This window comes from Bacillus sp. FSL K6-1218, from assembly GCF_038006445.1.
GTDB classification, from domain to species: Bacteria; Bacillota; Bacilli; order Bacillales; family Bacillaceae_G; genus Bacillus_A; species Bacillus_A thuringiensis_S.
Map to the genome: position 1 here is coordinate 820,568 of NZ_JBBOVE010000001.1, position 12,417 is coordinate 832,984.

The following is a 12,417-nucleotide window of genomic DNA, read 5'->3' on the forward strand; positions in this document are numbered from 1 at the left end:
AAACATTATCCGTAAAACGGATAATGTTTTTTGTTTTCTTTAAAAAAGTATTTGACGAATGAAATAAAATACCGTATTGTTTTGACTTGTAAATAAAAGTTCACCATAACAAAACAAAAAGGAGAGTTCAAAATGAATCAATATATTGGGAATTTAATTATTCGTATCGTGTTAGGAGTTACGTTCTTTGCACACGGTTTAGCAAAGTTTCAATCAGGTATCGATAACGTAGCAGGATGGTTTACAAGCATTGGTTTACCAGGTGGTCTTGCATACGGCGTAGCAACAGTTGAATTAGTTGGTGGTATATTATTAATTATCGGTTTAGGTGTCCGATATGTAGGATTGTTATTCGCTCTTATTTTAGCTGGAGCTATCGTAAAGGTAAATGGAGCAGCAGGTTTATTAGGAGATGGAAAGAATCCGGGATATGAATTAGATCTTGCATTATTATCAATGGGTGCGTATTTATTCGTAGTAAAAGCAGAAGGATATGTAGATCGTTTCTTAAAAGAGAAAGTAATGAAAACGAAGTAAATTTTATTTATAAATTGTTGACTTGAAGAATAATTGTAACTATAATGATTACAATAAATAGATTAAGAGTAAAACAATTTAAATATTTTTTTACACAAGGTGTAACTATATTGGTTACGTCTTGTGTAAAAATAAATAAACGGGAGGAAGTAATATGCCTAAATCAAATTTAGAAATTATTCAAAGCACGTATGAAGGATCAGCTTCTTCGAATGCACAGCATTTAGCAGAAGCCTTCTCTGAAAAAGTGGAATGGACAGAGGCAGAAGGTTTCCCGTATGGCGGAACATATAAAGGTGTAGAAGCTATAATGGAAAATGTGTTTAGCCGTTTAGGATCAGAATGGGATGATTATAAAGCAAGTGTAAATACATATCATGAAGTAAACGGAAAAGATGTAATTATTGCTGAAGGTATGTATTCTGGAGTTTATAAAGAAACAGGAAAATCATTTGAAGCAGAATTTGTTCATGTATGGCAACTTGAGAACGGAAAAATCGTGAAGTTTAAGCAATATGTAGATAGTTATATTGTTAAGGAAGCAATGAAGAGCTAATGCTTTTTAAATGGATTGTAGGTATATGTATTACCATTATGGTAATTTTCTCTTCTATAGTTGGCGGAAAGAAATTGCTTGCATATGTGGAAAAAGAAAATAAAAATATTCAAACCGAGCGAGCGGCAAACGAAAAAGAGAAAAAAGCCGCAGAAGAAGCTCCGCATCCGCAAATTAGTGAAGGTGAAATTATTTCTACTATGCATAAAATGGTGCACCAAAAGGTAAAATCCTCTGAAAAATGGGGATTTGTAGAGATGACAAAAAAGGAAATTTCTAATGTAAAAAGAGATATTGAAAATAGTACAGGCTTTCAATATAAAATGAAGTTATTTTCTATTATAAATAGATGGGAAAAAGGAGATTTTTCTCAAACCGTTGAGGAGCACAACTTTTTATGGAGCCTTCAAGGTGGAGATACTGGCAAGGCGACGGAACGTTTATCGCCAGAAGAGGAAAAGCAGTATATAAAAGAAATGAAGAGTAAATAAAAACATCGCCAACCCAGATGACGATGTTTTTTCATTAAGAATGTTTTCGCATTAAAGGTCTAACAGGCTGAACGGCAACAGTTTTGAAATGAGAAAATAAATAACATCCTGTTACAACGACAATTGTCCCTAAAATTTGTATCCACGTTAATTCTTCTCCGAGAAATATGAATGCTAGAATGGCTGTGAAAATTGGATTGAAGTTTAGAAAAATACCTGATGTAGTTGCGCCTAATTTTTGTACGCCAAGATTCCAAAATACCATACAAAGAACTGTCGAAATAAGCCCAGTATATAAAAGTGATGTGATGAAAGAAGTATTTATATTTGAAACAGTGAAGCTACCTATGTTAAACGGTAGTAATAAAATAACGCCGAAAATACCAGAGTACAACGTTGCCATAAGTGGTGTAGTTGTTTTTGTTGCCCATTTACTACAAACAGAATAGATTCCCCAAATACAAACTGCTGCAATCATCCATAAATCACCGCTATTAAAATGTAGTGAAAATAAAAGTGAGAAATCACCTTTTAATAGGACGAGGATAACCCCGAAGAATGAAAGAATCATGGATAGGATTTGAAGTGTATTTACTTTTTCTTTTAGAAATAATACTGAAAATAATGCGATTGAAATTGCATTCAATGTAGAGATAAGACCTACATTCGTAGCGGATGTTTTTTCTAATGCTAAAAATTGAAAGATGTTAAAAAGAGCGACTCCTGAAATTCCCATTAATATTAACGGAATTATTGCGGTACGTGGTGGAAGGATTTTCTTTTCTTTAAACCATACCATTGGTAATAAACAAACAATCGCAATCATCCATCTTAAATTTGTCAGTGTCATCGGTGATGCATGATCGACGAGTGATTTCCCAACGACAAAATTTCCTCCCCATAATAAGCTCGTTAGTAATAGTAAAAAGACATAAAAATAAGGCATACTAAAATCCCCTTTTTTGTAATCAATACGAATTGTAAATAATTTTAGCATTTTTCTTTATTATGTAATATATTCTTTTGTATAATGATAAAAACTCGATAAAATGTTTAGTTGTAAATAGTATTTACGAAAATATATTCAATTTTATATGAATTATAAGGTGTTTTTTCGAATAATCATCGGTAAGAAAAAAGGGGGAATTGTAATGGAGTCGTCTGTTATTAAAGTGTTGGATGATTTGGATGTACAAATTTTAGATATATTGCAGAAGGAGTCACAAGTAAGTAATGCAGAACTGGCACGTCGCGTTAATTTATCACCGGCTGCGATGCATGCAAGAATAAAAAGATTAGATGGGGAAGGTTTCATCGATAAGCAAGTTGCGATTTTAAATCAAGAAAAGCTTGGGTTTGATTTATTATGTTTTATTTTTATGAGTACGAATATTCATCAATTTGACAAGTTGGAAGTGTTGGAGAAAGAATTAGAATCAATGCCAGAAGTGTTAGAATGTCACTGTTTAACAGGAGAGTACGATTATTTATTAAAGGTTGCAAATCGTGATCGTAAAGAACTGGAGCAGTTTATTAGAATGTTGAATAAGCTTGGTATTACAAGGATACAGACAAGTTTAGCACTTCGTGAAATTAAATATTCGACGGTATTACCGATACGAAATGAGGAACCGAGCATCGATTAGATTGCTTGGTTTTTTGTTTGTATAAAGTGATTGACGAGGAGAAAAGAGAGCTGTATTATTATATAAAATTATGTATTAAAATTCATTCGAAGTTATAAATATTAATATCGGGAGCAAGGGGATGTAATATGAAAATCTTTAATGCAGTTACGAGTGATGTGAAAGAAATTTATAGTCTTATTGAGATTTATGCAAAAGAGGGAGTTGTTTTACCGCGTTCTCTTTTGTCTCTTTATCAATATTTGCAATGTTTATATGTTATGAAAGAAGATGAGAGAATTGTTGGAGTTGCTGGATTGCATGTATTAGGGGAAGATCTTGCAGAGATACGATCGTTAGTAGTTTCGCATACATATGCAGGGAAAGGGATAGGGCGTATGCTCGTAAATCATGTAATGGAGGAAGCTACGAAAATAAATGTAAAAAGAGTAATTTCCTTAACATATGAAACAGTATTTTTTCAAAAGTGTGGATTTGATTTTGTAAATAAAGAAGCTTTGCCGGAGAAAGTATGGATTGATTGTAGACATTGCCCAAAGGTGGATTATTGTGATGAAGTGGCGATGGTTCGGTATGTTGGGTGAAAAATTTATAGAGAACAAGTTCCCACTATTATTTACATATATAGCGGGAACATATATTTCATAAGAAATGGAGATGTTATCAAGCATTTGAATTCGTTTGTCTCACGGCAAAATTATAAAGTGGATCTTTAAGTTCATAGTTATACGTTAAACCGTCGACAATTCCTACAACTTTATCATTATCATAAAGATCGAGCATAAATTGTGCCATTTGTTTTGCAGTGTGGAATTTTGGTACAACATTATCGTATTGAAATTCATCAATATCAAATGAACGTTTCGCAAATTCTGTTTCAGTTGCAGCAGGAGCTAAAACCTTTGCTTGCAGTTTTGCGCCTTGTTCCTTCAGTTCGTGAGACAGCCCTTCTGTAAATGCACTTACATAGAATTTTGTAGCGCAATACGTAACAGCATTAGCAACAATCGTGTATCCGCCGCCCGATGAAACGTTAATAAGCTGTGTTCCATCAACCATTGAATAATCTCGAACGAAAAGGGAAGAGAGTATTGTTAGTGCTTCTATATTGACATGCAGCATAGTCTCTATTTTATTTAAATTTTGTTCAGCAATTGAGGCGAAATTACCAAAACCAGCATTGTTAATCCATGTTTCAATTTGAAAAGCTTGTAGGCTTTCATAAAGTTTATAAACATCTTCAGTGACAGATAAATCAGTTCTTCGAATGATAACATCCAACTCGGGATACATTTCGTTAATTTTCAATTTTAATCCGTTTAATTCTTCTTGTCTTCGAGCTACAAGTACTAAATTTTTTCCGCGAGATGCAAATGTTAAAGCTGCTTCATAACCAATTCCGGAACTTGCACCAGTAATAACAGTGTATTTCATATAAAATCCTCCTAAGTTCAAATTAATTTATGGTTAGATTGTATTTGTTAGAGTATACTCTAAGTCAAATGGTTTTTATAAATTTGATAAGATCGTAAAATGTATGAGGATAAATGGCATGCGGAGGGGGTTTTAGTATGTACACAATTAGCGAGGTAGCAAAATTATTAGGAGTGAGCACATATACACTACGTTATTATGAAAAAGAAAATATATTAATGGCAAATCGCGATACAAATGGAAATCGACTTTACGAAGAGTCACATATAAAGTGGTTGCAGTTTGTAATGAAATTAAAACAAACGCAAATGCCAATAGCGAAAATAAGAGAATACGCTAGATTATATACAGAAGGGGAGCATACAACCGAAGCGCGTTTACAGCTCCTAGAAGATCATAAGAAGTCTATTCAGATTCAAAGAGAAAACTTAGAAGTTACAGAGAAGATGCTCGAAAATAAAATTAGTGCATACAAGTGCTCATTGGAAAATAAATAGATGTTGTTATGTGATGAAAAATAGATTTGATCTATGAGTATTTCATCATCGTGTGCGGACAAATTAAAAAGAGCAGCTAGCAAAAGCTAACTGCTCTATTAAAGGGATCTCTCCAAGGGGGAGTGGAGAAAATATTATGTTACTAATATTATTGACAGATTATTGAGAAATATACAATCGGATGAACGATAATTTAAATAATCTTTCATCATTGACAGTTTATAAAATATTCGTGTACAATATTTATGAATGACATTCAGTCATTTTTATGTGACAGAATGCAGTTAGCTTAGAAATGGAACAAATACAATGGTAAATGAGGATGATAGTGGTTAATATAGTATTGATGAAAGAGTATATTTTTTTAAAATAAAAATGACTGATAGTCAGTCATAAGAGGTGAGAGGTATGAAAAATAGAGCTTGGTTATATGTCATATTAACATGTATCTTTGAAATTTTTTGGGTGTTTGGTTTTAATACGGCTAATACTTGGTGGCATTGGATTATTATTTTAGGAGTTATCGCTGTTGATTTTCACTTCCTTTCTAAAGCGTGTGAACATCTTGCAACAGGAACTGTATATGCTGTTTTCGCTGGAGCTGGTACGGTAGGTACTTTCTTAATGGATGTATTTCTTTTCGGTGGAAGTTTCAGCGCAGGCAAACTATTCTTCATTCTTATGGTAGTAGCCGGCGTTATCGGTTTAAAGTTAGCTGACAATAAAGAAGAAACTGTGGAAGGAGCTGCTTAAAAATGGGTTGGTTTTTCGTATGTTGTGCTGCAATTAGTGAAATAGTCGGTGTGATAGGACTTAAAATGTATAGTAAAGATAAGACATTAGCCAATGGTGCGATTTATATAGGTGGGTTTGCTACATCCTTCGCATTTTTGTATACTTCCTTCTTATTTTTACAAGTAAGTGTCGCATATGCGGTTTGGATTGGTATCGGAACAGCAGGTGCAGTTTTGTTAAACATGTTCTTGTTTGGTGAGTCGAAAAGTAAAGCGCGTATCATTAGTGTGTTTCTTATTGTATGTGGAGTGACAGGATTAAAAGCTCTTTCGTAAAGATATACTGTATCTCCTAACAAATCGTTAGGAGATTTTTATTATAAAAAGTACACGATAATTGACAGTACAGCTAGTTATTTTATAAAATGAGTGACAGTCATTCAATATGCGTGTGAAAGGGTTTAGATGATGAATAAAAAAGAGAAAATTGTCTATGCAGCTATTGAAGTGTTTCAGGAAAAGGGCGTCGAAAAAACGAAGATTTCTGATATCGTGAAATTAGCTGGCATTGCGCAAGGAACTTTCTATTTATATTTTCCTTCTAAGCTATCTGTTATGCCTGCAATAGCAGAAGTGATGGTTGAAAAGATGATACTTGCAGTGAAAGAAAAAGTACAAAAAGATGTACCTTTTTCAAATAAAGTGGCACAAGTAATCGATGCGGTGTTTCACTTTATAGCTGAATATCGTGAAATACAAGCTTTAATGTATGCTGGTCTTGCATCTACAGAACATATAAAAGAATGGGAAGCTGTGTATGAGCCCCTTTATATGTGGCTAAGTGAATTTTTAAATGAGGCAAAAGAAGCTGGTGAAATTCGTGATTCGGTTCACGCAGAGCGAACAGCGAAGTTATTTATCGCTCTAGTTGAATCAGCAGCGGAACAAGTGTATCTATATGATCATAAAGATGATGAGCAAGTCGAGCTACAAAAGGCAGAAGTACTAGATTTTTTAACACATGCACTACATATAAAGAAATAGTGAGATGAACCTGTCTGAAAAGGTAGGTTCATTTTTGAGGAAAACTGAATGATAGTCATTCACCTAATGCGTATGTATGTGTGGAAGGATAGTGTGAAATTCTAACGAGTAGGGGGCATCTCTACTCATGACTAGCCCACAAATAGAAGGATAGAGAAAAAGCTTCTTGGGCATTATTTTTTGAGAGGAACTTACGGGAAGAGGTGTTAAAAAGTGAAGAAACCGATAAAAGAACAAAAGATGGTATTGGTCATTCTTTTGAGTAATATATTTATCGCTTTTTTAGGGATTGGATTAATCATTCCGGTTATGCCGTCCTTTATGAATGATATGGGTTTAACAGGGAAGACGATGGGATATCTCGTTGCAGTGTTTGCAATGGCACAGCTCATTACTTCACCTATTACAGGCCGGTGGGTTGATCTTTACGGTAGAAAGAAAATGATAATCATTGGATTATTTATTTTTGGTGTTTCAGAGCTTCTTTTTGGATTAGGAAAAGATGTATGGATGCTTTATGTAGCAAGGGTATTAGGCGGAATTAGTGCTGCTTTTATTATGCCTGGTGTTACGGCATATGTTGCGGATATTACATCTATTCAGGAACGTCCAAAGGCGATGGGATACTTATCTGCGGCTATTAGTACTGGATTCATTATAGGTCCTGGAATCGGCGGATTTATTGCAGAATACGGTATACGTGTGCCGTTTTTCGTTGCAGCAGTAATTGCTTTTATAGCATGTGTGATTTCGATCTTTATTTTAAAAGAACCGTTAACGAAAGAAGAACTTGCAGAGATTTCTTCTAATACGAAGGAATCAAGTTTTATTGGTGATTTAAAGAAATCATTACATCCAATGTATGCAATTGCATTCATTATCGTATTTGTACTCGCATTCGGATTATCAGCGTATGAAACAGTGTTTAGCTTGTTCTCTGATCATAAATTTGGCTTCTCGCCGAAAGATATCGCAGCAATTATTACAATTAGTTCAATCTTTGGGGTAGTTGTGCAAGTATTTATGTTTGGCAAATTGGTAGACATGTTCGGTGAGAAAGTGTTAATTCAAATATGTTTAATTGTAGGTGCAGTATTAGCATTCGTCTCAACTGTAGTCTTTAATTATTGGATTGTACTTCTCGTTACTTGCTTCATTTTCTTAGCATTTGATTTACTTCGTCCAGCTTTAACGACGTTTTTATCAAAAGCAGCTGGAAAAGAGCAAGGATTCGTTGCTGGTATGAACTCGACTTATACGAGTTTAGGAAATATCGCAGGACCAGCGATGGGCGGAATATTATTTGATATGAATATTCATTATCCATATGCATTTTCAGGAGTCGTTTTAATAGTTGGTCTCGGCATTACATTTATGTGGAGAGAGAAACAGTTGGCCGAGAGTTTTGCTAAGTAATAAAACCCCTTACGACGTGAGGTAAAGTGACCCCCGACAACGGGACACATATCAAAACACCTAAACCATCTGTTCCCTAAATTCTTTAGGGGATAGGTGGTTTAATTTTAATTGAATTTTCACATAATTGTAGTAATGAATGTATTCTAGCACAATCTTTCGCACAGTTTGGATACTTTTGTTATCTTTTGTGAATCGAAAGCTTCACTTTTTAAATGGCCAAAGAAGCTTTCCATGACGGCATTATCATGGCAATTTCTTTTACGGGACATGCTGGTGATGATGCCGTTTTGTTTGGCATACGCTTGAAATTCCTTCGCAGTATAAATACTTCCTTGATATGAGTGAAGGATGACATTTTTTACTTTTCACCCTCTCATTGCTTGTTTCAATGTCTTCGTCGCTAATGTCAGTGTTTGTAATTCGTTGATGACACAACTAATAATTTCGCGATTAAGGGCATCCATGATCGTTGATAAATATAAGGTACGCTCTCCTAATAAGAGATACGTCACATCCGTAAACCTGGATGTATTGAATTGGCACTCCAATCGATCAGGGGCTACCATTGGTTCCGCACCATTGATATATTTCTTTTTTCGACGTCCTTTACTTTCTCTTCTAAATGGGATACCACCCGCATTTTAACGAAAGTATACGCTAAGCAAATTTTGACATAAAAAAGCCGATTTTTCTACTCTAAGAAATTTTCGATTCTAATTCGTTATAGGTTAGTTGTTACTTTGTGTGCTTCATATTCTTTCACTATTTTATAAAAGTATTTTTCTTCAGTTTTAATAGTTTCATAAACTTAACTCCTGTTATTTCACTATTTTTCTACCTTGGATAAATTTCTTGTGTAAATATTTTACATATAAAATTATCTCTTTACATTTTCTACCATAATTATACCTCTACAAACTAATGTTGATTTCCCAATAATCTGTTTTAATATTTAAATCTTAAAAGTAATTAATCTTTTATAGGAAGATATTTTTAAGCACATTTATTTTGCTTAAAGGTATCTTTAAATAGCATAAGTGAACAAGGCTTGCTGGAAGTAATGAAATAAGAGCAATATTTAAAATAAGATTGCAAAATGCAGAGAGTTTAAAAATTTAATGAAAATTTTATATTTGCCCTACATTTTATTTAATTAATTTTCTCTATCTTATACATGTTGGAATTCATATAATACCTTTCTGTTAAAGAAGGAATTGTACTGAGCTACGCATTAGATAAAAAAGTGATAATGAAAGGTAAATGTATATTGAAAAAAATAAAAAAGTTAATTGTTCCAATTAGCTTTAGTTTATTGCTAATTGGATGTAGCGGTAAAGAATTGAATGGGAATTGGAGATTAGCGGATAATGACACTACTTGTCCGGTTTCTTACCAGTTTGATAAGAAAATCGAAGTTAATCCAGAAAATAAAAAAAGAAAACTATATGGTTAATAGAGATGCATACTCAAAAATAGCAAATGAATATAAAAATGCAGGGACATACACTTGGCTTGATAATGAATGGATAAATATTGATTATGGAAACAATTTTACTCAAAAACAAAAAATGGTACAAGATAAAGACAAATTAACAATTTATTTTCCATGGGTAGAAAAAGTATGTACGTATAAAAAACAAAGTAGGATGCCTTCAAAATTATAGAAGAAACTATGGATTGATAAAGGAACTTTAGATGTATGGCTAAAAAGCAATCTAGATATTATATATATTTGATATGTATGTAATGGAATACGAGCTGGTTTTGCTTGTTATCTAGTCAATGATACTTTATTCCAAACTTGGCTGTATGCGATAAGTTCTATTCATAATGGAGCTACATTTTCAATGAGGGAAAATATTAGAATGATGCTAGTAAGGTATTTAAAAATATGCTTTATTAGAGACATTCTGCACTTTCCTTCTGAAAATGATAAGATTTCAATGTAGAAACGTGGAATTTTATAGCCATTTAAAAAATACTAAAAGAATTTTTCTTTTTAAGGGAATGACAGGAATTCAAATTATTTTCAAAAAGACTGAATTACACATTAGTAATTTTGCAGATGAAATTAATAGAGTAATCAATTTTGTATTTGAATATAAGGAAGAAAAAGAAGAGGTAGGATAAAATGAAGCCGATTACAATTCTAATAGCTGATGATGACTTGAAGATTGCTGAATTAATTGAAATACATTTAAAAAAAGAAGGATACCAGGTTGTAAAAGCAACTGATGGAGAAGACGCAATTGAAATTATTCAATCGCAGGCAATTGATTTAGTGGTTTTAGACATCATGATGCCAAAAATGGATGGTTATGAGGTGACGCGTCAAATCCGTACCAAACAAAATATGCCAATTATTTTCTTAAGTGCGAAAACATCTGATTTTGATAAAGTGACGGGTCTTGTACTAGGTGCAGATGATTATATGACGAAACCTTTTACACCAATTGAATTAGTTGCACGTGTGAATGCTCAACTTCGCCGATTTCTTACGTTAAATCAACCGAAAGTAGAAGAAACATCTGTTTTAGAGGCTGGAGGCGTTGTTATTGATTTTGAGAAAAGAACGGTACATGTATACGGAGAACGAATTGATTTGACACCAAAAGAGTTTGATATTTTATATTTATTAGCAAGTCATCCGAAAAAAGTATATAGCCTTGAAAATATTTTTCAGCAGATATGGACAAATGATTATTATGATGATAACAATAATACAGTTACGGTGCATATTCGTACTTTACGAAAGAAACTTGGAGAAGATAAAAGGAAGAACAAGTTAATAAAAACGATATGGGGAGTAGGTTATACTTTCAATGGCTAAAATAATAAAAAGTTTTAGGTTTAAAATGATTGCCTTGTTTGCACTAAGTATGATGTTAGCAGCTTTCGGAACATATATAATTTATAAAACATTAGGGTTCTCTTTTAGAATGATGGTTAGTCATGAAGACTATGTAGCAAATAGAGTGGTTGGGGGAAGTATTTATTTCTCTTTCCTTTCCTTCACTTTGCTATCTATTTTATTCTTTTTCTTTTTAACGAAACCTTATTTAAAGTATTTTGATGAAATTTCTAATGGCATTCATCATCTCTCTAAAGGAGATTTCACACATAAAGTTTATATTTCATCAAATGATGAATTCAGCGATATTGCACGCGCAATTAATATTGCAAGTGAAAAATTAAAAGAGGCGGTTGAACGAGGAGACTTTGCAGAAAGTAGTAAAGATCAACTTGTTGTTAACTTAGCTCATGATTTAAGAACACCATTAACATCTGTCCTAGGTTATTTAGATTTAATTCTCAATGAGAAAAACTTAACTGCGGAACAAATTAAATATTATTCTACAATTGCATTCGCAAAATCACAACGACTTGAAAGTTTAATTGATGAGTTATTTGAAATTACACGAATGAACTATGGTGTACAACAAATAGATAAAAAAAACATTAATATAAGTGAATTGCTCGTGCAATTAGATTTGGAATTATATCCATTATTAGAGAAAAATCAATTAGAGGCTAGATTACATGTTGCACCAAATTTAACTATCAACGGTGACGGGAATTTGTTAGCACGAGTATTTGAAAATCTTCTAACAAATGCGGTTCGATATGGAAATAATGGGAAGTTTGTTGATATGAATGGATACATTGAAGATGGAGACGTTGTTGTACAGATTATTAATTATGGAGAAAGTATACCAGAAGAAGAGTTACCTTATCTTTTTGATATGTTTTATACAGGTGATAAAGCAAGAACAGTACAGAAAAATAGTACGGGTCTTGGATTATTTATTGCTAAAAATATTGTTGAGAAACATAATGGGAAGATTTCTGCAGAAAGTAATGTAGTGAGAACAATTTTTGAAGTGAGATTACCAAAAGAAGAGAATTGAAAAATTTAATAAATATTTAATTATTACCCCACTTTTTATTTAATTAATTTCTTCTATCCTATTTATAGGTTAGGCCAAAGAGAAATTACTAATAAAAGGTGGGGCTTTTTATATTGCGAAAAGTATACGCCTGGATTTTTATCACAATTTG

At 32.9% G+C, this 12,417-nt stretch carries 17 protein-coding genes and 1 pseudogene; 15 read left to right on the forward strand and 3 right to left on the reverse strand.

Annotated features, from left to right (window positions below; genetic code table 11):
* Positions 1-132 precede the first annotated feature (132 nt).
* The 3 genes from MHI26_RS04260 to MHI26_RS04270 all read left to right on the forward strand — a co-directional run bounded on the left by MHI26_RS04260 (position 133) and on the right by MHI26_RS04270 (position 1,584).
* Positions 133-537 carry a DoxX family protein gene (locus MHI26_RS04260; protein WP_001077751.1) on the forward strand — a complete coding sequence of 135 codons (405 nt, stop codon included), beginning with the start codon at positions 133-135 and terminating at the stop codon, positions 535-537.
* 154 nt (positions 538-691) lie between these two features.
* Positions 692-1,093 carry a nuclear transport factor 2 family protein gene (locus tag MHI26_RS04265; protein ID WP_001126709.1) on the forward strand — a complete coding sequence of 134 codons (402 nt, stop codon included), beginning with the start codon at positions 692-694 and terminating at the stop codon, positions 1,091-1,093.
* Positions 1,093-1,584: a PRK06770 family protein gene (locus tag MHI26_RS04270; RefSeq protein WP_061667629.1), complete on the forward strand. Its 492-nt coding sequence runs from the start codon at positions 1,093-1,095 to the stop codon at positions 1,582-1,584. Before MHI26_RS04265 ends, MHI26_RS04270 begins: the two co-directional genes overlap by 1 nt.
* A gap of 34 nt (positions 1,585-1,618) precedes the next feature.
* Here the strand turns inward: MHI26_RS04270 and MHI26_RS04275 are convergent, their stop codons facing one another.
* Positions 1,619-2,530 carry a DMT family transporter gene (locus MHI26_RS04275; protein WP_061667628.1) on the reverse strand — a complete coding sequence of 304 codons (912 nt, stop codon included), beginning with the start codon at positions 2,528-2,530 and terminating at the stop codon, positions 1,619-1,621.
* A 205-nt stretch (positions 2,531-2,735) separates the two neighbouring features.
* Between MHI26_RS04275 and MHI26_RS04280 the strand changes: the two genes are divergently transcribed.
* Both MHI26_RS04280 and MHI26_RS04285 read left to right on the forward strand, forming a co-directional pair.
* The gene (locus MHI26_RS04280; RefSeq protein ID WP_061667627.1) at positions 2,736-3,230 is read left to right on the forward strand and encodes an Lrp/AsnC family transcriptional regulator; all 495 of its coding nucleotides are present in this window, start codon (positions 2,736-2,738) and stop codon (positions 3,228-3,230) included.
* A 128-nt stretch (positions 3,231-3,358) separates the two neighbouring features.
* Positions 3,359-3,814 (forward strand): N-acetyltransferase, encoded by a 456-nt coding sequence (locus tag MHI26_RS04285; protein ID WP_000689150.1) that lies wholly within the window; start codon positions 3,359-3,361, stop codon positions 3,812-3,814.
* Between the two features lie 79 nt (positions 3,815-3,893).
* Here the strand turns inward: MHI26_RS04285 and MHI26_RS04290 are convergent, their stop codons facing one another.
* Complete coding sequence (locus MHI26_RS04290; protein ID WP_000878084.1) at positions 3,894-4,664, reverse strand: SDR family NAD(P)-dependent oxidoreductase; 771 nt, start codon at positions 4,662-4,664, stop codon at positions 3,894-3,896.
* 113 nt (positions 4,665-4,777) lie between these two features.
* On the opposite strand from MHI26_RS04290, the gene MHI26_RS04295 reads away from it, so the two are divergent.
* The 5 genes from MHI26_RS04295 to MHI26_RS04315 all read left to right on the forward strand — a co-directional run bounded on the left by MHI26_RS04295 (position 4,778) and on the right by MHI26_RS04315 (position 8,355).
* On the forward strand, positions 4,778-5,161 hold the full coding sequence (locus MHI26_RS04295; protein WP_003306379.1) for a MerR family transcriptional regulator: 384 nt from the start codon (positions 4,778-4,780) through the stop codon (positions 5,159-5,161).
* Between the two features lie 408 nt (positions 5,162-5,569).
* Positions 5,570-5,914, forward strand: coding sequence for a DMT family transporter (locus MHI26_RS04300; protein ID WP_000796020.1), 345 nt, complete (start codon positions 5,570-5,572; stop codon positions 5,912-5,914).
* A 2-nt stretch (positions 5,915-5,916) separates the two neighbouring features.
* On the forward strand, positions 5,917-6,231 hold the full coding sequence (locus tag MHI26_RS04305; protein ID WP_000539667.1) for a DMT family transporter: 315 nt from the start codon (positions 5,917-5,919) through the stop codon (positions 6,229-6,231).
* Positions 6,232-6,360: 129 nt separating this feature from the next.
* Positions 6,361-6,939 carry a TetR family transcriptional regulator gene (locus tag MHI26_RS04310; RefSeq protein WP_061667626.1) on the forward strand — a complete coding sequence of 193 codons (579 nt, stop codon included), beginning with the start codon at positions 6,361-6,363 and terminating at the stop codon, positions 6,937-6,939.
* Between the two features lie 213 nt (positions 6,940-7,152).
* The gene (locus MHI26_RS04315; RefSeq protein ID WP_000742945.1) at positions 7,153-8,355 is read left to right on the forward strand and encodes an MFS transporter; all 1,203 of its coding nucleotides are present in this window, start codon (positions 7,153-7,155) and stop codon (positions 8,353-8,355) included.
* A gap of 60 nt (positions 8,356-8,415) precedes the next feature.
* On the opposite strand, the pseudogene MHI26_RS04320 reads toward MHI26_RS04315, so the two are convergent.
* A pseudogene (locus MHI26_RS04320) lies at positions 8,416-8,960 on the reverse strand (IS3 family transposase); the annotation flags it as partial.
* A 647-nt stretch (positions 8,961-9,607) separates the two neighbouring features.
* On the opposite strand from MHI26_RS04320, the gene MHI26_RS04325 reads away from it, so the two are divergent.
* The 5 genes from MHI26_RS04325 (at position 9,608) to MHI26_RS04345 (ending at position 12,266) form a co-directional block, all read left to right on the forward strand.
* A complete protein-coding gene (locus MHI26_RS04325; protein WP_225988063.1) occupies positions 9,608-9,811 on the forward strand; it encodes a hypothetical protein in 204 nt (67 codons plus the stop codon).
* On the forward strand, positions 9,804-10,022 hold the full coding sequence (locus MHI26_RS04330) for a hypothetical protein (protein WP_225988062.1): 219 nt from the start codon (positions 9,804-9,806) through the stop codon (positions 10,020-10,022). The genes MHI26_RS04325 and MHI26_RS04330 overlap by 8 nt, the downstream gene beginning before the upstream one ends.
* A 343-nt stretch (positions 10,023-10,365) precedes the next feature.
* A complete protein-coding gene (locus MHI26_RS04335) occupies positions 10,366-10,488 on the forward strand; it encodes a hypothetical protein (protein ID WP_255259182.1) in 123 nt (40 codons plus the stop codon).
* A 1-nt stretch (position 10,489) separates the two neighbouring features.
* On the forward strand, positions 10,490-11,188 hold the full coding sequence (locus MHI26_RS04340; RefSeq protein WP_061667625.1) for a response regulator transcription factor: 699 nt from the start codon (positions 10,490-10,492) through the stop codon (positions 11,186-11,188).
* Entirely contained in the window at positions 11,181-12,266 is a 1,086-nt protein-coding gene (locus MHI26_RS04345) for a HAMP domain-containing sensor histidine kinase (protein WP_061667624.1), read from the forward strand. The genes MHI26_RS04340 and MHI26_RS04345 overlap by 8 nt, the downstream gene beginning before the upstream one ends.
* Positions 12,267-12,417 lie beyond the last annotated feature (151 nt).